The following is a 24,669-nucleotide window of genomic DNA, read 5'->3' as shown; positions in this document are numbered from 1 at the left end:
TTAAAAATCCAATTTACAAATAATGAGAACAATCCATGAAAATTTATGTGGCGTAAATACAAAATATTTAAACACATAAATAAAAAGTGGTGAAAAGCAGTGTATGTCATAATACTATAATACATTGTATAATTTGTCAACATATATTACCATAAATATCGTAATATGCTATTTATGGTCAATATTTATATCTATTTCAATGCCAAAGCTCGTGTATGCAGATTATTCGAGTAATATATATGCATCCACTTTGAGCCGCTTAACTTGAAATACTGTATTTATTAATGTATAATTTATATAAATTTGACTGCAGGAAGTGGTATTATAATGAAACTTGGAATCGTAGGATTGCCTAACGTGGGCAAGAGCACTCTTTTTAATGCGATTACTAAAGCCGGGGCAGAAGCTGCAAATTATCCTTTTTGTACCATAGAACCTAATGTCGGCGTAGTGGCTGTGCCCGATAAAAGATTAGATGTACTTACAGACATGTACAAACCAAAAAAAACAACCCCAACTTCCATTGAATTTGTAGATATCGCCGGGCTCGTCAAGGGGGCCAGTAAGGGAGAGGGATTAGGAAATAAATTTCTTTCGCACATAAGAGAAGTTGATGCTGTCGTACACGTAGTCAGATGCTTTAAAGATGATGATGTCGTCCACGTCGAGGGGAATATAGATCCTGTAAGGGATATAGAAATAGTCAATCTCGAGTTGATTTTTTCAGACCTTGAAATTATAGATAAAAGGCTCGAAAAAACTAAAAGAGTATACCGGGCCGGTGAAAAAAAATTATACAATGAACTCGATATACTGGAAAGAATAAAAAAAGCCCTTGAAAGCGGCCTTCCAGCCAGAAGTGTTCAGTTCACCGAGGATGAGCAGCCATTTGTAAAAGAGCTGTTCTTATTAACTTCAAAACCGGTTCTTTACGTATGCAATATTTCTGAAGATGATTTATCTTCCAATGTTGATGAAAATGAATATGTAAAAAAAGTACGCGAATACGCACAAAAGGAAAAATCCGGATCCATAGTCATCTGTGCAAAGATTGAAGAAGAGATAGCCGCACTCGACGAAGATGAAAAGAAAGAGTTTCTTTCAGGATATGGCTTGGAAGAGTCCGGACTTGATAAACTTATAAAAGAGAGCTATAAGCTTCTCGGTTTAATCAGCTTTTTAACGGGAGGGTCCGACGAAGTTAGAGCTTGGACAGTCGTTAAAGGGACAAAAGCTCCGCAGGCTGCCGGAAAAGTTCATTCAGACATGGAAAGAGGCTTTATAAGAGCCGAGGTCATACCATATGATTTGCTGGCTAAAACTGGAAGTGAAGCGGCTGCAAAAGAAAAAGGTCTTGTACGCTCTGAAGGCAAAGATTATGTAATGCAGGACGGAGATGTCGTTTATTTTAGATTCAATGTTTAGGTCATGCCATGCCGGACTTAATTGTTGAAAATTTGTAAGCTGGCGCATCAAAATCATTTGAGGAATATTATAAAAAAGCATCGTGGAAAGGCTTTAGATCGGTGCTGAGTTTAAGTTCAGGATAAGCAGAATCAGACTTTTGCCCAAACGAGTTTTGATTCTGCCCTGAACAAGTTTACAGAGTCTGGACTGTGAACCCAGTGATTGAAATAATAATAAAATATACATCCTTTATAAATCAGGAGAGTTGAAATTTCTTATGAAATCCCTTAACCCTTTATCTACATAAAAATTAAAAGTCCCCCTTTCAAATTCTCCGCTACTTCTTCTTTCACCTGCGGGCACTCCTGCCATAATCTCTATTCCGTCCTTTACATCTTTTATCGCATATATATGAAATAAACCATTTTTAATATCATTTAAAACACGATCATCAAGAATTATGTCATCAATGTTCTGATAGGGGATTATGACACCCTGATTGCCGTTTAATCCTTCCATCAGGCAAACTTTATAAAAGCCCTCTATTTTCTCATTTATACCGCCCACCGGCTGAACTTGACCCATTTGATTCAGTGAACCGGTAACGGCTATGCTTTGCTTAAGCGGTATCCTTGAGATGCTCGACAGTATCGCATACAATTCAGCAACCGAAGCGCTGTCTCCATCGATAAATCCATAAAGTTGTTCAAAGCAAATGTGCGCGGTTAGAGACAATGGGATATTTCTTGCATATTCGCTGCCGATATATCCCGAGATTATCATTACGCCCTTGTTATGAATATTTCCACTCATCTTGACTTCGCGTTCAATATTTATAATCCCACTTTTGCCGGTATAAGTGGACGCAGTGATACGGTAAGGCTTGCCGAAAGAATAGCCTCCTATTTCAATTACGGATAATCCGTTTACCTGGCCTACAGCCTTCCCATTTATATCTATTATGATTTTTTTATCGCTATACTGTGATAGCATTTTCTCTTCAATCAGGCTGTCTCTTTTATTTTTTTCCTCTACCGCCTTTTTTATATCTGAGTTTCTTATATATCTGTTCTTTGAAATACTCGCCCAGATATCAGCCTCGTTTATTATATCTACTATTTTTTCAAAACAAGTCGATATTTTCCTGCTGCTTCCTGCGATTCTTGAGCTATAATCGATTACAGCGGTGACAGCTCCATTTTCAAGATGTTTCTTTTTATTTTGAGAACAATAATTGCTTATGAATTGAGCGACTTTATATATATTGGTTTCATTTTTTTCCATTTCGGTATCGAAAGCAACCTTTATTTTAAATAAATTTTTAAAATCGTTACCATATTCGTATAAAAGCTGGTAGAGGTATTCGCTTCCTATCAGTATTATTTTTACATCGACAGGTATAGGTTGCGGTTTCATAGTTGTGATGGTTATAAGGTCGAGCTGGCTTCTCAGACCCTCAATCGCTATTTCACCCGTATTTAAAACTCTTTTTACTCCTGATAATGCCTGATAATTATTCAGTAAATCCTCAACTTCGATAATAAGATATCCTCCATTTGCTTTTAAGATGGAGCCAGGCCTTATCATCATAAAATTTGTAGCTAATGTCCCAGACCTGCTTTCATATTCAATACTTCCGATCAGATTATTATAAGTAGGATTTGCCTCGAATATTACTGGCGCACACTTTGTATCGCTGTTATCTACTATGAGATTGATGCCGTATTTTAAGAAAAGCTCGGAAGCATCCTTATCCGAAGAGCTCCCATCCTCAGAATTTATAAAAACACTCAAATTGTCAAGCATATCCTTCTTTACCGATTCAATATAATTTAATATCTCTTCATCAGAATTGTACTTTCCCGTAAAATTCGCCGTTATATTTTCAATAATGTATCTTCCTATATCGCTGTCAAGCTTTTTTACGTTTTCATCGGTTTTTCTTTCTAATGTTTTTAATTTTTTCAGTATATCTATGGATTTAGTCCTAACTTCGGAAATATTTTTCAGTATTTTTTCCTTCTCGGAAATATCCATATCGTCATATTCCCTTTCATTTACAGGCTTACCGCCTTTAAGAGGGACAAATGCAAATCCGGTGCTTGTCACCCTGAATGAAAGATTGTTGCTCTCTGCGATTTCATTGAGCTTTTCAACAAGCTGACTTTTGATTTTATTATAACCTTCAAGTATCAATGCCTTTTGCCTCTCATATTCTTCACTTTCGAATACATCGGGGATTTTTTTTACAGCATCTTTCAAAAGGTGCTCCATATCTTCCTTAAACATCTTTCCGTAACCATTCTTGAACCTTAATGCTACGGGCTCATATTTATTATCAAAATTATATACATAACACCAATCGTCCGCAGGCCGGCAGTATTTGGCCGCTTCTTTTAAAATCATTTTTGCATACCGCGTCTTACTGCTTCCACTTTCCCCGGATATATAAATGTTGTATCCCTTTTCTTTTATACTTATTCCAAATTTCATGGCCCTTTCAGCGCTTTCCTGGCCTACCAGCTGATCACTTCCTTCTATATCTTCGGTCGTCTTAAACTTCAACACTCTTTTATAACCGTTGTCAATGCTTAACAATCTCCTGTATGATAATTCAAATTCTTTTGTCATATAAGCACCTCTTTTCTATACCTTAATATATATTATTCAGAGATTAAAAATTTTACATATAAAAATAGTGTAATTTTAGAGCGTATGTATTATATTTGAAGAATATTATTTTAATTTTTTTCGCCTGTAATTTCTATGTGTCCATATAAAAAAGCGCTGATTTTTCAACAGCGCTTTGTAACTTGCAAACCTGAGGTTTGGCGAAATCGAAGTTCAAACGGCCTGAACACCGCCGGTTTTATTTATATTTTTCTTTGGCGGATTCTTTTTTATAAAACTTCCCGATACGATAAGCTCGTTTTTATCTGTAGCTACCATGGAATATTCATTTGTAAGCTCTATCGATTTTCTGGGACAGAAATCGGCACACATTTTACAAAATGTACACGAATTCAAGTTGAATTGCATGGTGATTTTCTGGCCCTCCTCGCCTTTTTCACCCTTTATCATAGTGATTGCCGCAGGTGAGCAGACCCTTATACATAATCCGCATGCAATGCACCTATCAGGATAATATTTTATCTTTCCCCTGTATTCTTTTGGAGTTTCCTTTTTTATATATGGATACCTCTCCGTAGAAGGTTTTGAAAACAAATTTTTTATTGCATACTTTATAAAGGGAAATCCCATTTATTTTATCCCCCTTTTTTCTTTTAATATTTCAACGGCTTTTAAAATGCCATCTATCATCGCTTCAGGCTTTGGAGGACACCCCGCGACGGATACATCGACATGAAAGAAGCGATCAACCGGAGCTTCGACGGAATAACTTCCCTTAAAAACATTTCCGGACATGGGGCAGGAACCAAGTGATACGATCACCTTAGGCTCCGGTACCTGTGATATGACTTTGAGCACCCTGTCTTTAACCTGTGATGTAAGGGGGCCGGATACTACAACTATATCCGCATGCCTTGGAGACCCTGTAAGCTTAATCCCAAACCTTTCCACATCATACCTTGGAGTCAAAAGTGCGACAAACTCAATATCGCAGCCATTGCAAGACCCCATATTCAAGTGAAACAACCATGGAGACTTTATTTTGCTCTCTTCAACTATTTTATCAAACATCTTTTTACCTCCATTGTTCTATAGTCCTGCCCAAACAAGTATCAGGCTTATCAGCGAAAATATAGTCGGATACGTCCAAAAAAACTTAAAGGCCTGTTCGATTTTTATTCTGGCAGTTATCGTCCTCACCAGTGATATAACTAAAAATAATAAAATAACGACAAATATCAAATGCCATGCTATGGCAATTAACGAATTTATAAAGGGTACACCTGTTATCGATGCGGGAATGATTCCGCTTGCAAAAAGGGCGATAAACAGGCTTATCATCACAAATATCTTTATGCCCTGCATTAATTTATATAATCCTAAATTCAAGCCGCCATACTCAACAAAAGGGCCTTCACATATCTCCGTTTCGGCCTCGGCTATATCAAAGGGAGTCGTCCCCACCTCACATGGTATTATCATCAAAAATGCAATCGCTGCGGGAACAAGGCTTAAGATGGATATAGACGGTCCATTTTTAACCTGATAATTCACTATGTTCGCCAGAGAAAATGTGACGCCCGTACCTGCCTTAACCCCTATCTTCCACCCAACTGCCAGCACAATTATTATAAGCGGAAGCTCATATGCAAGCATTAAAACTACCTCTCTTGAAATACCGACCCCAGCAAAAGGCGATCCCGATGATGCACCTCCTATTACAATCGACAGTGCCGGTATTGACAGTAAATATATTATGACAACCAAATCCGCATAATTGTTGAATATAGTTTTAATCTGGTTTATAGGAATAAAAAGAGAAATTGTGATTATGCTTAAAAGTCCTATGATAGGCGCCACTATGAAAATTTTTCTTGAAGCTGTAGACGGTATTATCCTCTCCTTTGCCGCAAGCTTGAAAAAATCATAAAAGGGCTGAATAACGGGAGGTCCTATTCTGTTTTGCATGCGGGCAACTAATTTTCTGTCTATTCCGAGAAGTAAAAGCCCTATGGTTGTACAAAATAAAAAGCCCGGGAAAACAAGAGCATAAAACAGACCCTTAAGAATACTAATCATGCCTCATTACCTTCCTTCCCTAATAATTAAAGGACAAACAGCAGATACACCGATAATACGACAAGCGTACCTACCACCCACAGAGAATAATCGTTTACAACCCCACTGTGGGCATTTTTTATAAAAGCAAAATATTTTCTCAAATCATATTTTAAACCCCAGAAGAGATCTGAACCACCTATAGTTACAGGATCGATATTTTCTCCTCCTGTATATATATCGTATTTTGATGTTTCTTCCGAAGATGGAGCGGTTTCTTTTAAAGTTTCAGTCCGAGCAGTTTTATTGTCCGAATACATAAAAACTGCAAATATTAAAAATCCTAAAAGAGCGATTCCGAAAATCAGCAGCCACCCAAGGGGATTATAGCCGGCGATCTCATATGTGAGCTTCTGCACTTGAACGTCTGTTTTCGCGATTTCTTCAAAATAACCCTTTCCCAGTATCGAATCTATATATTTTCCCGGATTCAGTATGGCAGATGTGACAGGCCTTGTAATAAATTTATCGACCAATTGTGGGAACAGGCCTTCCACAAGCGATGTTACCGAAAGGATGCCCATTGGAATGAGCATGGTTTTAGGTACTTCTTTGACATTTTGAAACCTTTCCGGCATCTTTCCGAAGAATATCGATTGCATGGCTTTTAAAAGTGCCGCAAGGGACAAAACGCTGCACAGCACGGCGATTATGGTTACAATCGCATATCCGTCTTCAAATGTCGCCTTATACAGAAGCCATTTGCTTACGAAACCGTTGAACGGCGGTATTCCTCCTATAGACAGCATACCAACTATAAACATCACCGTCGTATAAGGCATTTTTTTTGCCAGACCCCCGAGTTCGTCCATGTTAGTCGTATGAGTCTTGTAATAAACAGCACCTGCGCTCAAAAACAAGAGGCTTTTGAAAACCACGTGGTTTATCATATGATATATCCCGCCGGTTATGCCAATAGGCGTTGCAAGCCCTATCCCGACTATAATATAACCTATCTGTGATACTGAAGAAAACGCCAGCATCCTTTTAAAATCCGTCTGAATTATCGCCATGGTAATTCCGACAACCATCGTAATCGTTCCCCAGAAAATCATAAGATGCTGCATAGAACTGAGATTCATAGACTGATACATCGTATATATTATTCTTATTATGGCATATACGCCTGTTTTGCTCATAACACTCGATAAAATCATGCTGACAGACGACGGCGCAGCCATATGCGCATCAGGCGGCCATGTATGACACGGCACAAGAAATGCCTTTACGGCATATCCGGATAAGAGTAGCGCAAGGGCAAAAATACTTATGATATCATAGCTGTGATTCGCCAAATTCGCACCGATTTGTGCTATATTCAATGTGTGGAACCTCTCATACAAAACTATCGTTCCTAAAAGTATAAGCGAAGAACCTATCGAAGCAATTACAATATATTTAAAGGCGGCTTCGACCGATTGATATTTTTCTGTTCTGAAAGAAACAAGGGATATGGCTGCAAATGTCATTATCTCAAGCATTACATACATATTAAAGAAGTCCCCTGTAAGCACGAATCCCAGCATGCTTCCTGATAAAAGAAGAAATAAGGGATAATATCTTTCAACGCCGTCATCATACGATAAGTACTTTATAGAATATATACAGGAAAGCATGGTCGTAAACGAAACTATAAGCCCCAGAAGCAAACTAAGCTGATCCACGCCGAGGCCTATTCCTATTGCCCATTTATCGACCGGCGCCCAGTTTCCAAACCAGTAATAAATAATTTTACCATCAATCATTACAGGTTTAAACAGGACAATCATCAATAAAAAAGATGTTCCGACAGAGGCTGCCGCAAGAATATTTCTGAGCCACTTTATCCTGTTTCCTATTATTCCGGTAACAAACGCAGCTATGAATGGTATTATAATACTTAAAATAGGTAAATTCGAAGTCATCCGTTAAGCCTCCTTACTTTATCAGCATCTATTGTTCCGTAGTGCTCGTATACCTTTATTACAAGCGACAGGGCAAGCGCCGTTACACATGCGCCTATGACAATCGATGTCAACGTCAAAGCCTGGGGTACAGGATCGACAAACGGAGCGTGATCCAATTTTTGGGCAGCCGTATCGAATATCGGTGCCGTCGCATTATCTCTGTAGCCAAAAGATATAAGAAGCAAATTCGTACCGCTATCTATCATCGATAGCCCTAGAACGATCTTTATAAGGTTCTTCTTTGTAAGAACCATGTAAAGCCCGGTTATTATGACTATAAAAGCTCCAGCATAGTTTATAATCAATTTTTGTTCACCCCTTGCTCAGCATTTTTGACATCTAAGACAGCGAGCATGACGATTAACATAAATCCTATTCCCATCATGACCTTAAGTCCTACGGAGAAGTTCATCCAGAAAATAGTTCCCGAACTGTATAGTTCGCCGGGCCTGCCTATTTTAAATATCGTATTGCGGCAAAAGTTTGCCCCCATGAAAATCCCCAGCATCGCAAAATATGAATACATCAAGGATCCCACATTTTCCGTCTCCTTTAAAAATTCTGGCACAGGAAATGTCTTTTTTATTCCCTTGTTTCCATATGCTAAAAATATCAGGACAATCGCTGCCGCTACAACAACTCCTCCCTGAAAGCCTCCGCCTGGCGTCAGATGACCGTGAAGTATGATATAGAAACCCATGATGAGCGTCACGGGAAGCAGAAAATCGCTGCCACATTTTACAATAATGTTTTTAGTTTTTCTGTTTTTTCTCATTTTCAAAGCCTCCCTTGCCAGCTTTTCTGAGTATCACAGCAACACCTGTGACAGCCGTACATAAAACAAACGACTCACCCAGCGTATCATAGCCTCTGAAATCGAATACTATTGCTGTTACTGAGTTTAATGCGTGGGTTTTCTCTATTGTATAATCTACCATATATTTTGCCACCCCATCGTATGCCGGAGGCATTTTGCTTATCACATAGCACACATAAAAAGATAAGACTGCAATTATAGTAAGGAATAATATGATAAAAAACCGCTTCAATCCTTATTACCCCCTTTGACTTTTCTAAGGGCTATAATGAAAATTATCGGCGTCAGCACCGCACCTACCGAACCCTCTGCTATTGCAACATCAGGCGCATGCAGCAGCAAAAATTCAAGGGCGACAAAAGAGCCGACAGCGCCCATGGATATTATAGACGACAGCGTATCTTCCACGACTGCCGTAATAATCGCACTTATGACTATTCCTGCAATTATAATAGTATTTAACACATCAATGCCTGTCATTGCGGATTATCCCTCCCATACTCATCAACTCTGGATTTGTTCAGCATGAAAACTCCGCATTTCTTTGCGGCTTTAGCTATGGAATGGGAAGCAACAGGGTTCGAAAACAAAATAAACAGGCTTATTACGATCGGCTTGACCCCTATCGCAACAGAGTTCAATATAAAGAAACCATATAATGAAACTCCTATAAGAACACAAATGGTACCCAATGTTGCCGTATTTGTGCTCGACTGCATCCTGCAGTATGAATCAGGCATCCTTATTATGCCTATAACCCCAGCCAGAGCAAAAAAACCTCCTGTTGCGAAAAACAAATCAATTATAATCGTCAGCAAAATTTTCATAATCTTCCCTCCAGGTATTTAGATATTGCAACCGTGCTTATAAATCCGAGAAGTGAAACTATAAGAGCAATGTCTAAGTATATCCCTCTGTTTGATATCGCCCCATACAAAACCATTATTACAACTGTTATGCTATCGATCGTATCTCCTGCAACGACCCTATCCACCGCATGGGGACCTTTTGCCACTCTATATATGAGCATGAGACAAAGAGCGGCATAAAAGCATGAAGTTATAATAAGATGAATATTGCTCAATTCCAAATCCTCCTTATACCGGATTCTAAAGAACCCTTGATAATATTTCCCGCCCTCGTATGATTTCTTGACTGAACATCTATCCAGTGCACATATATATAGTTTCTTCCATCCTCTTCGACAACATCAAGGGAAATAGTCCCCGGTGTCAACGTTATGGAGTTGCACAGCATGGCAAGTCCATATTCTGATTTAAGCCAAGTCCTCACTTTAACGATTCCGGGATTTACAGGTAATTTGGGATTATAAGCCCTTTTGGCCACATCTATATTTGCCTTGACAAGTTCTCTTATAAATACAGATATATATGCTATCAAATAAAACAGCCTTTTAGGATTGAAAAGATAAAATGCATCGTTATGTATAAAAAATTTGCTTGAAAATAATGCTGTTATGATACTTACCAAGATTCCGCCCAAAAGTTCCTGGATATTAAATGTCAGAGTAAGCGCAATCCATATGATAAAGCAAAAAATAAATGTGGATATAAAACATGACAGCTTTTTATAGAACATATCAGGCTCTCCTTTCTAAATCATGAACCTATCTTCTCCATGACTCTTTTTTCTATCCATGACGAAACTGAGTCCATCCCATCGCCATTCAGCGATGAAACCTTGAAAACTTTTGCCTTTGGATTTACATTGTTTATATCTTTTATTACTTTATCGGTGTCGAAGTTGAAATATTTAACCGTATCGAATTTGTTTATAATAACACAGCCTGCCTTCGTAAACATAAGAGGATACTTTATTGCCTTATCATCGCCTTCAGGGACAGAAAGCATCGCAACCTTTAGATCCTCTCCAATGTTAAATTCAGCCGGGCAGACTAAATTGCCTATATTCTCGATTAATATGAGATCGATTTTTTTAAGATCGAATTCCTTTATTATGTTCTTAACCGACATGGCCTCTATATGGCACGCTCCTTCGGTGTTCAACTGTACAACAGGGATTCCCATTTTGCCTATCTTTTCGGCATCTATTTTTCCGGCTATATCGGCTTCTATTACAGCTATATTAAATTTATGCCTCAGCGAACCTATCATATTCGTGATTAGGGTTGTCTTTCCTGCTCCCGGAGAACCCATTAAGTTTATGACGAATACCTTGTTTTCCTTAAAAATAGCTTTTAACTCTTCATTACAGTCTTCATTCCATTCCATTATCTGCCTTACAACCTTTATTTCCATTTCATTCGACCTCCATACTATCTATATAGAATTCATTTCCCTGTATTATCTTTAGATTCTGGCTGCTGCATATCGGACACCTGAAGTTGTTTACAGCTATTTCGGATTCCCCGCCGCAATCAATGCATTTTACTTTGAGAGGAAGTTTTTCTATCACGATGCATGCATTTTCAGCCTCCGTACCCTTGCTTATTATCTTAAAATAATAGTTTATGCACTCCGGCAAAAGATCAGATAAAACACCCATCCTGATATTTATTTTTAATATATTTTTCAACTTCCTTTTTTTAGCCTCGTCTACTGCAATCTTCAGTATATTTTCTGTTACAGAAAGTTCATGCAATTTATATTTCTCCTTACCTATCAAGACATGAGAAGCACGGATCGATGCAGGCTATTATCAAACTTGCATCGGCAACCGAGTTCCCCTTTAGCATAAACGGGACGGATGCTGCATTTCTGAATGTAGGAACATGTATGCTCACCCTGTAATTTTTTGGTCCTCCATCGGTCACTACATAATATACCACCTGGCCTCGCGGTGCCTCCACCCTGCTTACAAATTCGCCCGCAGGTACTTTCGGTATTTTAATCCCCAGATTTATAGATCCTTCAGGTAGTTTTTCAAGAGCCTGTCTGATAATTTTAATGCTCTCATAGTTTTCCAGTATCCTGACAACTATTCTTGAAAATACATCGCCCTCAGGATAGGTAGATATATTAAAATCAAAATCTTCATAGCACGAATAGGCATCGTTGACCCTGACGTCATATTCTATACCGGACGCCCTCATATGCGGCCCTACTATTCCAAGCTTTAGGGCATCCTCCTTTTTTATAATGCCTATTCCCTTTGTCCTCATTGCCGCTGTCTTATCTTTTAAAAATATATTCTTAAGGGAATCATTGGCGTCCCAGAGATCATCGATAGCTTTATTTATGGCTTCCTTTTTGCCCGTATCGATATCCCTTCTTACCCCGCCTATTATGTTCATACCGTAATTTACCCTGTTTCCGGACAATATTTCAAGAGCATCCATCACTTTTTCCCTTGCATTGAATGCAAACATAAACACGCTGTCAAATCCTATAATATGGGCAGCCACACCCAACCATAGAAAATGTGAATGCAGCCTTTCAAGCTCCGCCGTAATAACTCTTATATACTGCCCTCTTTTAGGCACCTCCATGCCGGCTATATTTTCTATTGCAAGGCAATATGCAAAAGGATGGGAATGCGAGCATATCCCGCATACCCTTTCAACAAGGGCCAGCGTTTGTATGAAATTCTTCTCGGTCGCAAGTTTTTCTACCCCTCTGTGATTATAACCTATATATACATCGGCATCCTTTATTATCTCACCTTCAGTATAAAGCTTTGCATAAACAGGCTCCTCAAGAGACGGGTGATACGGTCCTATCGGTATTGTATATCCCATAATAACCCTCCTGCCGTTTTAATTTTTTTTAAGTTTTGAAAGCGGTGATACAAGTATCTGGCCTGTCCCATCAAATTCCTCAGGAAGAAACAGCCTTTTTTTACTGTCAAGGCCCTCAAATTCAACGTCCATAAGTTCCGATATCTCCTCTTCGAACCATTCTGCCGCGGTACCGTATACTTTTGTAATGGAAGGAAGGACCTTTTCATCTATGCATTTGTAAGTTTCTATCTGCCCCATAACATCGTAGCTGTACGAAACAACAGGCCTTCCTTCAGTATCTATATAACCTGCTATTACCACTATCGGGCACCCGCTTCTGTTCTTTTCAGATGCTATATCGAGTATTTTATCCTTTGTAATTTCAGTGAAATCCGCTTTATGCATATTTTCACCCCCTTAAACAAATTAACATATCCTGGGAAGCTGAGATCCGGAAAGTTTATTTAAAATCCTCGTACTGCCATATCCCGTATCAAGAAGAAGTCTGCCCCTGCCGTTTCCATGCACTTCACCTATGATCGCCGCATCCCTTCCTGTTTCGTGAACCTTTAAATCAGACAGGACGCCTTCCGCTTCATCAGCTGAAACAACTGCGACTATCTTACCCTCGTTTGCGGCATAGAGTGGATCTATCCCGAGTATATCGCAGGCGCTTTTGACTTCCCCCTTTACAGGTATCAAATCCTTATATATTTTTATATCAAGATCGCCGCCTTCAATGAATTCATTCAATGTCGTGGCGATCCCGCCTCTTGTAGGATCCCTCATTATCTTGACTGAATCACTGTGCTTTAAAGCAGCTTTCGTAAGATCATATACAGGCGCGCAATCGGATTTTAGAACACTGGATTCAAATAAGCTGTTCCTGTCGGACATCACGGTTATCCCATGGTCGCCAACGGTACCGCTTACTATGATTTTATCGCCTTCCATTATCCTTTCTTTCCCCAGTCTTACACCTTTGTCCATTATCCCTATTCCGGATGTATTTATATATATTCCGTCACAATGTCCCCTTTCAACGACCTTTGTGTCTCCGGTAACGATTCTGACATCGCACATGGAAGCCGTATTGGATATGGACTTTACTATTCTCTTGAAATCCTCTGTTTTAAAGCCCTCTTCTATAATGAATGCCAGAGTAAGATACTCGGGACGCGCACCACAAACAGACAGGTCATTGACTGTTCCGCAAACGGCAAGCTTGCCTATATCGCCGCCGGAAAAGAATACAGGTTTCACAACAAAGCTATCGGTGCTTACCGCTATATTTTCGGCCTTTAAATCTATACAAGCTCCATCATTTAGCTTATTCAATTCTGAATTTGAAAATTCTGGCAAAAGTATTTCATTTATTAATTCAGATGTCTTCCTGCCGCCGCTTCCATAAGATAGCGAAATAAACTCATCCATACAAACCACCACACCTACATATATTTATATGCCGCAGCGCAGGCTCCTTCAGAGGATACCATGCAGGGCCCCACGGGATAATCCGGCGTGCATTCACGCCCAAACATATTGCATCCCTCCGGCTCAATTAATCCCTTCAATACATCCCCGCATCTGCATGCCGAAGGCTTCTGCTCAAATGAGTATTCAATCCCGAATTTTAAAGCTGCATCGAACTTTGAATACTTCCTCTTCAGTTTCAAACTGCTCGATTTTATCATGCCAAGCCCCCTCCACAGATCATCACAAGTATCGAAAATCTCATCTATGACTTTTTGAGCGGCTATATTTCCATTTTTTTTAACAAGTCTTGTATATTCGTTTTCTACCTCTGCGCTGCCTCTTGCTATTTGCATAGCGATCATTAAAACAGCGTCCATTATATCAACAGGTTCAAATCCAGAAATAACCCCGGGTATATGGTAATCTCTTGCCAAAAACTCGAATCCCCTTTCACCTACGATTACGGCCACATGGCCTGGAAGCAAAAATCCATCTATTCTTACTTCCTTTGCATCGAGAAGAGAACGCATAGCAGGCCCTATAAGCTTATGGATGGAAAACACAGAAAAATTATCGATGTTATCTTCAAATGCCTCCAAAACGGCGGCAGCCGTTGCGGGGGCAGTAGTCTCAAACCCGACGCCTAAAAAGACGACCTGCATGTTTTTATTTTCTTTTGCTATTTTCAACGCATCCATAGATGAATAAACGATTCTGACATCAGCCCCATCCATCCTGCTCCTTTCTAAGGATATTTCCCTTCTCGTACCCGGCACCCTTAGCATATCACCGTATGTTGCGATTATTATATTTTTATATTTAGATAGCGAACATATATCATCTATTCTTTCCGCCGGGGTAACGCATACTGGACATCCCGGCCCCGATATAAGCCTTATATTGTTCGGCAATATCTCTTTCAGGCCGTTTTGCGCTATAGCCATCGTATGAGTGCCGCATACCTCCATTATATTGATATCCGTCGGACCGATTGATTTTATCAAACCGGCAATATCCTCAACATCATGCTTTTCTTTGAACATATCCTGATAGAGCATCTTCTACCTCCCTGATAGCCTTCAGGTTATCTTCCGCTGCCTTGGCCGTAAGCTTTTCAATTGCAAATCCCGCATGTACAAGGACATATTCACCAATTGATATCCGAGGCAAAAAATCTATCCTTATCTTTCTTTTTATGCCATCTATTTCACCCTGCGCATTTTTACCCTCTATCGATACTATCTTTAAAGGAACTGCCAGACACATCATAACCACCTCCATATTGTGCTATAACAAGCTGTCCTAAACTTAATCCTTCATCGTTTGCTGAAACCCTTCTATGAATATATACATCAAAACCGTTTGATTTTAAAATATTTATTGTTTTTTTCAAGAGAAAGATATTCTGAAAAACACCGCCTGTCAAAACAACTCTATTAAGGCCGGTATCATTTCTAATGAGAATACACATTTTTAACGCGACTGTGGCCAATGTATTATGAAATGCCGCTGATATATATGATATTTCCCTTTTGTCTCTAAGTGAATTCAATATATCGTTTATGGTTTCACGCCAATCGTATACATATATGCCACTTTTCTTAATTATATCACAATTAAAACTATCCTCAATATTGCAATCAGCTACAGATTCGAGTTTCATAGCACCCTGTCCCTCATAGTCTGCCACGCTGCATAACCCGACAATGCTCGAAACTCCGTCGAACAGTCTTCCGCAGCTTGACGTATAAGGAGAATTTATATTATGCCGTATCATGTTGTACAGAACTTCAGTCTTTATATGATCATCTTTAAGCTCCGGAAATATTTTTATATATTTATAAAACCCGGAGCCATATGCTTTTATGATATAGCTTAATGCCATTGTATATATATTCTCTGCAGCCTTATCTCCTCCGGGCATTGGAGTATTTAAGAAACTTCCAGCTCTTTTGAACTCTCTATAATTGCCTGTAAGTATTTCTCCCCCCCATATGTTTCCATCCGTTCCGAGTCCTGTTCCATCCCATGTTATCCCTATAACATCGCCGGATAGATTGTTATCGGCCATGCAGCTTGCCATGTGTGCATGATGATGCTGCACACGGACTTTTTTAACTGCATACCTTTCATTTGCATATATGCTGGACAGATAATCCGGATGGATGTCGCAGGCGACTATTTCGGGTTCTATATTAAAAAGAGCTTTGAAATTCTCTATCTGCTCTTCATAATTAGCGAGAGATTCGAAATTTTTCAAATCGCCTATATGCTGGCTCAGGAAAACATATCTTCCCCTGCTTAAAGAAAAAGATGCCTTTTGTTCTGCGCCGCAGGCTAAAATAGGCTTCAGCTCGATATTGAATTTTACGGGCAGGGGAGCATACCCTCTGGATCTCCTCATAAAATATTCACGGCCATAAATCTCCCTGACGACGGAATCATCGCAGCGGGTATGTATGTCCCTGTTATGAAGGAGGAAATAATCGGCAATGCCTTTTAAATTTAAAAGCGCATCTGTATTTTTATAGATGATGGGATTATCGGAGATATTGGCACTTGTCATCACAAGGGCATCCATATTTTTCTCTTCAAAAAGAAGGCAGTGAATGGGAGTATATGGAAGCATAAAACCGTAAGAGTCGGTATCAGGTGCAATTTCTCCTGAAATACCGCAATTCTCCTTTTTCTTTAAGATAACTATGGGTTTATGATAACTTTCGAGTATTCTTCTCTCATCATCTGAAACATAAGCGTATTTCTCTACGGATTCTATATCCCTGCACATCATCGCAAAAGGTTTTTTCTCCCTGTGTTTTCTTTTTCTAAGCTCTTTTACAGCTGAATCATTTAATGCATCGCATGCCAAATGAAAGCCTCCGATGCCCTTAATCGCGACGATATACCCCCTCTTCAACTTTTCGGCAGTCATGGAAATAGCATCACCTCTTATCTCCCTCCCGGAATTATCGCAGAATTTCAAATGAGGGCCGCATTTAAAGCAACAATCTGGCTCCGCATGATATCTTCTATTTTCGATATCATGATATTCTCTGTCGCATTCACGGCACATCTTAAATTTTTTCATGGTAGTTCTATACCTGTCATACGGAAGGCTCTTTATTATCGTAAACCTCGGGCCGCAATTGGTGCAATTGATAAAAGGATATCTGTATCTCCTGTTTTTAGGATCCATAAGTTCTCTGCGGCAATCTTCGCATATCGAGACGTCGGGGGATACGAGAACAAAGCCCTCATCATCACAATCGCTTTTTATTATCTTAAAATCGGTATAGTTTTTTAGTCTTTCAAACTTCAGATGTATATTCTCAATCACTGCAAGTACAGGCGCCTTGTCAGGTATGACACTCACGAATTCCCTTATACTGTCTTTATCTCCTTCGATGTCGATTATAACACCTTCAGTCGAATTCCTGACCCATCCTTTAAAACCAAACTGATTTACGAGTTTATGAATAAAAGGTCTGAACCCTACACCCTGCACGATTCCAAATATCTTGATTATTCCTCTTGCCTTTGTCAATCAGACCACTATCCTAAGTTTAAGCAAATTTTTCATGATACTTTCAGGACATATTTTATATTTCGATAGCCCTGATATTTCAAAACACATATACAAATTTAATTATACAAATACTGTACGCATACTTCAATTCATAATTTGAAATTAACTTTGATTCGCAATATGAGCTTATGCTATTTTGAACACTCATTCGCCGCTCAAAATAACATAATCCTATTTATGCCTGATTTCAAATTACGAATTGAAATAACTTAAAATTTTAGTTTTATAGTGTATCGCCTGTATGCTATAATAAATCATAGAATGAAATGATTCGCTTAAATATAATTTGTAAAGGGGTTTTTTAATATGGGTTTCAGAGACACGTTAAATCAGATGGTGCAGGATAGGTATCTTAAAAAATACGGCGACAGGATGACTGCGCAAAGAGGAAATATAGTAAATATAAAAATAACCGAAAAAAGATTCCTTTTTTTGATACATATATTAAAAGTAAATATTCTATTAAGGCCTGAAAGAAGCAGAAACATCGTAAGGTGCCATTTTAAAAAAATAACTTGGTTCAAAAAGTATAACCTTATAAATTTACAGATGGGTCATCTTATAATCGTTCAAGGTTTAAAAGATAAAAAGGGAGAAGCCATCGAGATATTGAATATACAAAACCTTACGACAAGAAAGAGTATAATCGACATCGACAAACTCAAGCAAAAACAAAAGGGCAAAAAAGGGGTAAAATAAAACCACGTTAACGTGGTTTTATTTTACTATCATGACTTTATGTAAGTCTTTAAACTTACAATCAGCGAAATAGCACCTGAGAAGAACAATACCGCTACTACATCTCCGAAATTTAATGGAACGGTTTTAAATAACGGCTGAAAATACGGTACATATATGACCAATGCTAACATCGCAGTTGATATCAAGATGGCAATTAAAAGAAAAATATTGCTGAAAATATTGATTTCAAATATCGAATACCTTTCAGAGCGGCATTCAATAACATGTATAAGCTGGGACATGACAAGCGCTGCAAAGGCCATGGTCCTTGCTTTTAATAAATTTCCTCCGGTAATATTTAGAGTAATGGCAAATATAGCAATGGTACATATACCTATTAATATACCTCTTATTATTATTTTTGAAGAAAGTCCATGGGAAAATATACTCTCGTCCTTTTTTCTCGGAGGCCTCAGCATTATATTTTTATCTGGAGGGTCAACTCCAAGTGCAATTGCGGGCAAGCCGTCGGTTACAAGATTTACCCACAAAATCTGTATTGGAATAAGAGGCGTCTGAAAGTTCAGCAGCGATGCTATAAACATCGTCAATACTTCTCCGAGATTGCATGAAAGCAAATACCTGATAAATTTTCTGATATTGTCGTATATTACCCTTCCTTCTTCGACAGCCGCTACAATAGTTGCAAAATTGTCATCAAGAAGCACCATTGCAGAAGCTTCTTTTGTAACATCCGTTCCCGACTTCCCCATGCATACGCCGATATCGGCTTCTTTTACAGCCGGAGCGTCATTTACTCCATCCCCTGTCATGGCAACTATATATCCGTTTTTCTTATAGGCCCTTACGATTCTCAGCTTATGTTCAGGTGTAACTCTTGCATAGACCGAAACATTTCTTACCTCCTTCTGGAGCGCCTTTTCACTCATGGCATCTATTTCTTTGCCGACCAATACCTTGTCTTCACCCTTCATAAGTTTCAACTGTTTTGCGACTGCAATTGCCGTGTCCTTATGATCGCCGGTTATCATAACAGGTTTTATCCCGGCAATGCTGCAGATCTCTATTGCCTCAATTGCCTCTTTCCTCGGCGGATCTATCATACCCATAAGTCCTATGAATGTAAGATCTCTTTCGACCGATTGGACATTTATCTTGAAAGGCATCCCTGGCAGCTTTTTATAAGCTATTGCAATGACACGAAGTGCATCCTTCGCCATTTTCCCGTTATAAAGCATGATCGTGTTTTTCATGCCTTGGGTCATAGCCGATATTCCATTTGAAGAATGTATGCTGCTGCACAGATCGATCGTATTGTCTATCGCTCCTTTTAAAAACACATAATAGTCCCCGCCATATCTTACAATCACCGACATCCTCTTTCTTGTTGGGTCAAATGGCAGTTCTGCAACCCTTTTATATTTTTTATCGACTTCTTCTTTTGATATGCCGGCCTTATACCCGCAAACAAGAAGGGCTATCTCGGTAGGATCACCGGATGCGGAAACAATTTCCCTGTTATATTTTTTTAAATCAAATATCTTATCCGATGGCTTAGCGGTTTCGATTCCCGAATTAGTGCACGATACAGCGCTTTCCAGAAGCAATTGAAGAGATCTGTCCCCTTTAGGATATATTTTCTTCCCTGCTTTTATAAATTTTCCTTCCGCATCATATCCGTTACCCAACACATCGGCTATTGCGCCATCATAATACAGTCTTTTTACAGTCATTTTGTTCTCTGTAAGGGTTCCGGTTTTATCCGAGCAAATAATATTGGTACACCCTAAAGTCTCGACGGCAGGAAGCCTCCTTATAAGAGCATTTCTTTTAAGCATCCTCTGTACGCCAAGGGTCAGGGAAACGGTAACTATCGCCGGCAGCCCTTCAGGAATTGCTGCGACTGCAAGGCTTACGCCTGTCAAAAACATTGTATATATATTTTCTCCCTTTAAAATACCCATTATAGTTACTATCGCACACGCAAATATGCATCCGAATACCATCACTTTGCCCATTCTGTCCAATTTTTTCTGAAGCGGTGTCTGTTCTTCCTCCACATTTTGCAACATATCAGCAATCTTGCCCATCTCTGTTGCCATCCCTGTCAATAGCACCACTGCCTTGCCTCTGCCACCGGTTAATACGGTACCCATATGGACCATATTCTGTTCGGTATATTTTATGGCCTGCTTGCCCGTATTTTCTATCGGCATTTTCTCAACCGGCGCTGATTCTCCTGTCAGCAGCGATTCATCTACCTGAATGCCATTAGATTCTATAAGCATTGAATCGGCAGGGACTCTATCCCCCGATTCCAATATAATGAGATCATCCGGCACTATATCATGAGCAGGTATTATAACCACTTTACCGTCCCTTACAGCTTTTACGGTAGGCGCCGATAATTCCTTTAATGCATCAAGGGATTTTTCCGTCCTGTATTCCTGTATGAATCCCATTATGCCATTCAGTATTACTATGGCTGTTATGGTTATTGCATCTGCTCTTTCACCCATCAGTCCCGAAATTATTGCCGCGATTAGCAGTACCCAGATTATAAAATCATTAAACTGTTCGATAAAAATATTTAAAGCGGATTTTTTTCTCTTTTTGATTAAAACATTCTGACCATACACCTGAAGTCTATGGATGGCTTCATCAGTTGTCAGTCCATTTTTCTTTGGTCTGGAATTATAAAAATATATGTCTTTTTTTTCTTCTGTGCGTTTTCTAAACAGCATTTCAATGCACCCCTTTTATGCTTTCTATGATTAATTATATTTAAAGGCGTGCGCATATATTATAAAAAATTAATTCAAGCATGTATATAAATTACATTACCAAATAAAGCATGGCAATCGCCATGCTTTATTTGGTAATGTAATTTATTACTTTTTTTCACACGTCTCCGGATAATACATCATAGGATTCGCCATTCCCTGCATCATCGGGCAAAACATAAAAGGGCCCTGCGCCATAGGGCTTATTCCCTGCATCATCGGGCAAGCCATCATTGGATTTAACATGCTTTGCATCATCATAGGATTTACCATCCCCGGCATCATCGGACTTGCCATGCCTTGCATAAAAGGGCAGGCCATAGGGTGCATAGGGGCAGCCATCTTGTCACTATCCCTGTCCATCATAGGAAACATATATTATTCTCCTTTCATTCATCTCTATGTAATTTATATGCATATGCATGCAGCAACATTAATGATAATGGAATTTAAAAAGGCATAAACCTTTTCTAATGAATCCGGCAATCAACATATCATGTTATCCAGACATCTATCAAAGGTTTACGCCGCAATGATGCGATCTATTTCATTTTCATCGAGTGTCTCTTTATTTAAAAGCTCCTCAGCCATTTTATCCAGTAAATATCTGTGCGATATGAGCAAATCTTTTACTTTATTATACAAACCGTCAACTATTTGTCTGCATTCATTTAATATTTCGCTGTTGATTCCGCCAAAACTATTCTTATATAACACATCATAGCTTAAAATGCCTGTAGTTCTGCTCATGCCGAATTTTTTCACCATGGACAACACTATTTCGGTAACTCTATCGATATCGCCAGATGCGCCTGTTGTTATATTTTCTTCACCAAAGACTATCTCCTCAGCGCATCTTCCCCCAAGGGAAACCATTATATCTTTTTCCATTTCACTTTTTGTCTTATACATCCTGTCAGGTGGTATATTCATGGTATATCCCCCTGCCCCCCTAGTGCTTGGAATTATGGTTACCTTTGGAATTGTGTTATGAGGCACTATAAGTTTTGAAACAACCACATGCCCTGTTTCATGATAAGCGGTTATCTTCATATCAGCCTTATTTATGGAACTTCTATCCTTCTTTTCAGCGCCCGCGACAACTGTATAAAATGCTTTATCCATATCCTGCTTACCTATCGAACCGGCATTTCTTTTGGCTGCAAAAATTGCGGCTTCATTTACCATATTTTCAAGCATAGCTCCGCTAAAATAAACTGACTGCTCGGCTACTTTATATAAATCCAGATCGCTGGAAATAGGTTTATTAGCTGCATGTATTTTTAATATTTCATATCTGCTCTTTACATCAGGAAGTCCAACTTCCACACACCTGTCGAATCTACCGGGTCTTAGCAATGCTTCATCAAGTATATCCAGCCTGTTTGTTGCGGCGATCACAACTATTCCATCGCTATCCTTAAATCCAGACATTTCTGAAAGAAGTGCATTCAACGTTTGCTCACGTTCGTCATTTCCTCCATCTATGCCTCCAGATTCCCTCTTTTTACCGAGAGCATCGATTTCATCTATAAAAATAACACATTTCCCTTTTTCTCTCGCCTTTTTGAACAGATTCCTTATCCTTCCGGCACCTACGCCCACATAAACTTGTACAAAATCAGAACCTGAAAGAGCATAAAAAGGCACGCCGGATTCACCGGCTACAGCTTTAGCCAATAGAGTTTTACCTGTACCGGGAGGACCATAAAATATTACACCCTTTGGCATCCTTGCGCCATATTTTAAATACTTTTCTGGATCCTTCAAAAAGTCGACAATATCCCTTACGCTATCTTTGGCTTCTTCGTTACCCGCCACATTTGAAAATCCTATATTGACTTCGGATTCAGTTTCATTTTGAACCCTGGTTATGTCGAGTAATCCGCCGCTTCTTTGCTTGGCAGTAAATTTAAATAGAAAATATCCGGCAGTCGCAAACAATAGCAGCGATAAAAACATGCCGCTTGCCTGATCGCCGATAGCTGATGAGCTGACCTCTTCAACATTTATATTCTTCTTCAATAATTCTTCCTTGAATTTATCATCTCTTGGATTATCAGTATAAATGATACTCCCATCCTTAAGCTTTACTTTAAGTTCTGCTTTATCTGAAAGATAAACTGTATCTACTCTGCCCTTATCCACATCCAGCAAAAAATTATTATAAGCAACATTTATTTTCTCAGGCTTTTTTAAACGGTAACCGATAAAAAGAAGTGATATTAAAAATATAGCTGACACAACCAATATAATATTCTTTTTGTTCATTTTCCAAAACATAATACCGCTCCTTTTCTACAATAGTTTACATAAAATATTATATATCTTATCCATTGTCAGGTTCAATGTAAATATAAGGAAACTTATATTTTAATATGTGCTTGCGATGCTTATACTGAATTTCAATTCATAATTTGAAATCAAGTATAAATGAACTTGTGTATTTGAAGAATATTATGGGAAGAGCAATTAGCGGAAAGTCTTAATACCCCCATTCTGAATTTTGCTATTTACCGATGGTAAGATTTGTGATAAATTATTATTGCAATTGCAAATGGTTTGTATTCAATTTTTAGAGGTGGTAATATTATGCTAAACGTGCTGACTGATGCTTTCTTTGACACATTAAAGATGATTCCATTTATGATAGTCATTTTTTTAGTAATTGAAATATTTGAACATAAGTTTGGAAGCGGACTGAGGCCCCTTCTCAGGAAATCAAGATATATAGGCCCATTTGCCGGAGCTATATTCGGTATAATTCCGCAGTGCGGTTTTTCGGTTATATCGACCATACTTTTCGCAGAGGGCGCTATTACAACCGGTACCCTCATTTCCGTCTATATGTCGACTTCGGATGAAGCAATACCTGTGATTTTATCGCAACCTGATAAAATCAACGTGCTTATCCCTATTCTGGTTACAAATTTTATTATAGCCGTAGTTTCCGGATATATAACGGATCTTTTATTAACATATTTAAGGAAAGGAAAAAATACCGAGCACAGGATTATCACAAACAGCCATGAAAATGAAGGATGCTGCGGATCGACATGTATAGATGAGAAATTCAGCATCAGGGAAGTTCTTAAGCACTCTTTTTATCATGCATTTAAAATATCTATATATGTTTTTATTATAACACTGGCAATAAATATAATTATCTATTTTACAGGAAGCCATATGTTCGCTAAATTATTTTTGAAGGACAGTATCCTTCAGCCAATAGTATTGAGTTTCATAGGCCTTATTCCAAACTGTGCCGCATCCGTTGCCATAACTGAAATATTTTTAAAGGGCGGCATCACATTCGGCTCGGCAATCGCGGGTCTCTCTTCTTCGGCAGGTTTAGGCCTTATTGTGCTTTTAAAAGAGGCTAAAAGCAAAAAAAGAATATTCAATATAATATTCCTGCTTGTGCTCTATAGCTCGATTGCAGGAATCATATTAAACAGGATATTGCCTTCAAATTATTTATATATGATTTTACATTGAAGAAG

Annotated in this window: 26 protein-coding genes; 3 read left to right on the top strand and 23 right to left on the bottom strand. The window is 38.7% G+C overall.

Translation table 11 applies throughout. The features are described 5' to 3' along the window. The first annotated feature begins 327 nt into the window (after positions 1-327). A complete protein-coding gene (gene ychF, locus QME45_03070; protein MDI6617643.1) occupies positions 328-1,425 on the top strand; it encodes a redox-regulated ATPase YchF in 1,098 nt (365 codons plus the stop codon). Between the two features lie 231 nt (positions 1,426-1,656). Here the strand turns inward: ychF and QME45_03065 are convergent, their stop codons facing one another. From QME45_03065 to hypF, 20 genes are all read right to left on the bottom strand, one after another. After that, a complete protein-coding gene (locus tag QME45_03065) occupies positions 1,657-4,038 on the bottom strand; it encodes an AAA family ATPase (GenBank protein MDI6617642.1) in 2,382 nt (793 codons plus the stop codon). A gap of 213 nt (positions 4,039-4,251) precedes the next feature. Further along, positions 4,252-4,668 (bottom strand): 4Fe-4S binding protein, encoded by a 417-nt coding sequence (locus QME45_03060; protein MDI6617641.1) that lies wholly within the window; start codon positions 4,666-4,668, stop codon positions 4,252-4,254. Further along, positions 4,669-5,109 carry an NADH-quinone oxidoreductase subunit NuoB gene (gene nuoB, locus QME45_03055; GenBank protein ID MDI6617640.1) on the bottom strand — a complete coding sequence of 147 codons (441 nt, stop codon included), beginning with the start codon at positions 5,107-5,109 and terminating at the stop codon, positions 4,669-4,671. Positions 5,110-5,127: 18 nt separating this feature from the next. Beyond that, positions 5,128-6,117 (bottom strand): NADH-quinone oxidoreductase subunit H, encoded by a 990-nt coding sequence (locus QME45_03050; protein MDI6617639.1) that lies wholly within the window; start codon positions 6,115-6,117, stop codon positions 5,128-5,130. Positions 6,118-6,143: 26 nt separating this feature from the next. Further along, complete coding sequence (locus tag QME45_03045; protein ID MDI6617638.1) at positions 6,144-8,060, bottom strand: proton-conducting transporter membrane subunit; 1,917 nt, start codon at positions 8,058-8,060, stop codon at positions 6,144-6,146. Continuing rightward, positions 8,057-8,407, bottom strand: a complete 351-nt coding sequence (locus QME45_03040) for an NADH-quinone oxidoreductase subunit K (GenBank protein MDI6617637.1) — start codon at positions 8,405-8,407, stop codon at positions 8,057-8,059. The genes QME45_03045 and QME45_03040 overlap by 4 nt, the downstream gene beginning before the upstream one ends. After that, on the bottom strand, positions 8,404-8,877 hold the full coding sequence (locus QME45_03035; protein ID MDI6617636.1) for an MnhB domain-containing protein: 474 nt from the start codon (positions 8,875-8,877) through the stop codon (positions 8,404-8,406). The genes QME45_03040 and QME45_03035 overlap by 4 nt, the downstream gene beginning before the upstream one ends. Beyond that, the gene (locus QME45_03030) at positions 8,855-9,151 is read right to left on the bottom strand and encodes a hypothetical protein (GenBank protein ID MDI6617635.1); all 297 of its coding nucleotides are present in this window, start codon (positions 9,149-9,151) and stop codon (positions 8,855-8,857) included. The genes QME45_03035 and QME45_03030 overlap by 23 nt, the downstream gene beginning before the upstream one ends. Then, the gene (locus QME45_03025) at positions 9,148-9,399 is read right to left on the bottom strand and encodes a DUF4040 domain-containing protein (GenBank protein ID MDI6617634.1); all 252 of its coding nucleotides are present in this window, start codon (positions 9,397-9,399) and stop codon (positions 9,148-9,150) included. The genes QME45_03030 and QME45_03025 overlap by 4 nt, the downstream gene beginning before the upstream one ends. After that, positions 9,396-9,746, bottom strand: a complete 351-nt coding sequence (gene mnhG / locus QME45_03020; GenBank protein ID MDI6617633.1) for a monovalent cation/H(+) antiporter subunit G — start codon at positions 9,744-9,746, stop codon at positions 9,396-9,398. Before mnhG ends, QME45_03025 begins: the two co-directional genes overlap by 4 nt. Beyond that, the gene (locus QME45_03015) at positions 9,743-10,003 is read right to left on the bottom strand and encodes a monovalent cation/H+ antiporter complex subunit F (protein MDI6617632.1); all 261 of its coding nucleotides are present in this window, start codon (positions 10,001-10,003) and stop codon (positions 9,743-9,745) included. Before QME45_03015 ends, mnhG begins: the two co-directional genes overlap by 4 nt. Further along, complete coding sequence (locus tag QME45_03010; GenBank protein MDI6617631.1) at positions 10,000-10,518, bottom strand: Na+/H+ antiporter subunit E; 519 nt, start codon at positions 10,516-10,518, stop codon at positions 10,000-10,002. Before QME45_03010 ends, QME45_03015 begins: the two co-directional genes overlap by 4 nt. A gap of 20 nt (positions 10,519-10,538) precedes the next feature. Next, the gene (hypB, locus tag QME45_03005) at positions 10,539-11,198 is read right to left on the bottom strand and encodes a hydrogenase nickel incorporation protein HypB (protein MDI6617630.1); all 660 of its coding nucleotides are present in this window, start codon (positions 11,196-11,198) and stop codon (positions 10,539-10,541) included. A 1-nt stretch (position 11,199) separates the two neighbouring features. Then, on the bottom strand, positions 11,200-11,541 hold the full coding sequence (gene hypA, locus QME45_03000) for a hydrogenase maturation nickel metallochaperone HypA (protein ID MDI6617629.1): 342 nt from the start codon (positions 11,539-11,541) through the stop codon (positions 11,200-11,202). Between the two features lie 13 nt (positions 11,542-11,554). Then, entirely contained in the window at positions 11,555-12,637 is a 1,083-nt protein-coding gene (locus QME45_02995; protein ID MDI6617628.1) for a nickel-dependent hydrogenase large subunit, read from the bottom strand. 18 nt (positions 12,638-12,655) lie between these two features. Beyond that, positions 12,656-13,024 (bottom strand): NADH-quinone oxidoreductase subunit C, encoded by a 369-nt coding sequence (locus tag QME45_02990; GenBank protein MDI6617627.1) that lies wholly within the window; start codon positions 13,022-13,024, stop codon positions 12,656-12,658. A 21-nt stretch (positions 13,025-13,045) separates the two neighbouring features. Continuing rightward, positions 13,046-14,053 carry a hydrogenase expression/formation protein HypE gene (gene hypE, locus QME45_02985; protein ID MDI6617626.1) on the bottom strand — a complete coding sequence of 336 codons (1,008 nt, stop codon included), beginning with the start codon at positions 14,051-14,053 and terminating at the stop codon, positions 13,046-13,048. Positions 14,054-14,067: 14 nt separating this feature from the next. Further along, the gene (gene hypD, locus QME45_02980) at positions 14,068-15,153 is read right to left on the bottom strand and encodes a hydrogenase formation protein HypD (GenBank protein ID MDI6617625.1); all 1,086 of its coding nucleotides are present in this window, start codon (positions 15,151-15,153) and stop codon (positions 14,068-14,070) included. Next, entirely contained in the window at positions 15,119-15,364 is a 246-nt protein-coding gene (locus QME45_02975; protein MDI6617624.1) for a HypC/HybG/HupF family hydrogenase formation chaperone, read from the bottom strand. Before QME45_02975 ends, hypD begins: the two co-directional genes overlap by 35 nt. Continuing rightward, positions 15,318-17,639 carry a carbamoyltransferase HypF gene (hypF, locus tag QME45_02970; protein ID MDI6617623.1) on the bottom strand — a complete coding sequence of 774 codons (2,322 nt, stop codon included), beginning with the start codon at positions 17,637-17,639 and terminating at the stop codon, positions 15,318-15,320. Before hypF ends, QME45_02975 begins: the two co-directional genes overlap by 47 nt. Before the next feature lie 348 nt (positions 17,640-17,987). Here hypF and QME45_02965 point away from each other — a divergent pair, with 348 nt between their 5' ends. Next, positions 17,988-18,380, top strand: a complete 393-nt coding sequence (locus QME45_02965; GenBank protein ID MDI6617622.1) for a hypothetical protein — start codon at positions 17,988-17,990, stop codon at positions 18,378-18,380. Between the two features lie 29 nt (positions 18,381-18,409). On the opposite strand, the gene QME45_02960 is transcribed toward QME45_02965, so the two are convergent. The 3 genes from QME45_02960 to ftsH form a co-directional block, all read right to left on the bottom strand. Further along, positions 18,410-21,127 (bottom strand): cation-translocating P-type ATPase, encoded by a 2,718-nt coding sequence (locus QME45_02960; GenBank protein ID MDI6617621.1) that lies wholly within the window; start codon positions 21,125-21,127, stop codon positions 18,410-18,412. A gap of 147 nt (positions 21,128-21,274) precedes the next feature. Beyond that, the gene (locus QME45_02955) at positions 21,275-21,541 is read right to left on the bottom strand and encodes a hypothetical protein (GenBank protein ID MDI6617620.1); all 267 of its coding nucleotides are present in this window, start codon (positions 21,539-21,541) and stop codon (positions 21,275-21,277) included. 147 nt (positions 21,542-21,688) lie between these two features. After that, positions 21,689-23,437, bottom strand: a complete 1,749-nt coding sequence (gene ftsH, locus QME45_02950) for an ATP-dependent zinc metalloprotease FtsH (protein ID MDI6617619.1) — start codon at positions 23,435-23,437, stop codon at positions 21,689-21,691. A 321-nt stretch (positions 23,438-23,758) separates the two neighbouring features. Between ftsH and QME45_02945 the strand changes: the two genes are divergently transcribed. Next, positions 23,759-24,664 carry a putative manganese transporter gene (locus QME45_02945; GenBank protein ID MDI6617618.1) on the top strand — a complete coding sequence of 302 codons (906 nt, stop codon included), beginning with the start codon at positions 23,759-23,761 and terminating at the stop codon, positions 24,662-24,664. Positions 24,665-24,669 lie beyond the last annotated feature (5 nt).

Source organism: Clostridiales bacterium (assembly GCA_030016385.1).
In the GTDB taxonomy this organism is placed as follows: Bacteria; Bacillota; Clostridia; order Clostridiales; family Oxobacteraceae; genus JASEJN01.
This window is presented reverse-complemented; position numbering and strand designations above follow the sequence as displayed.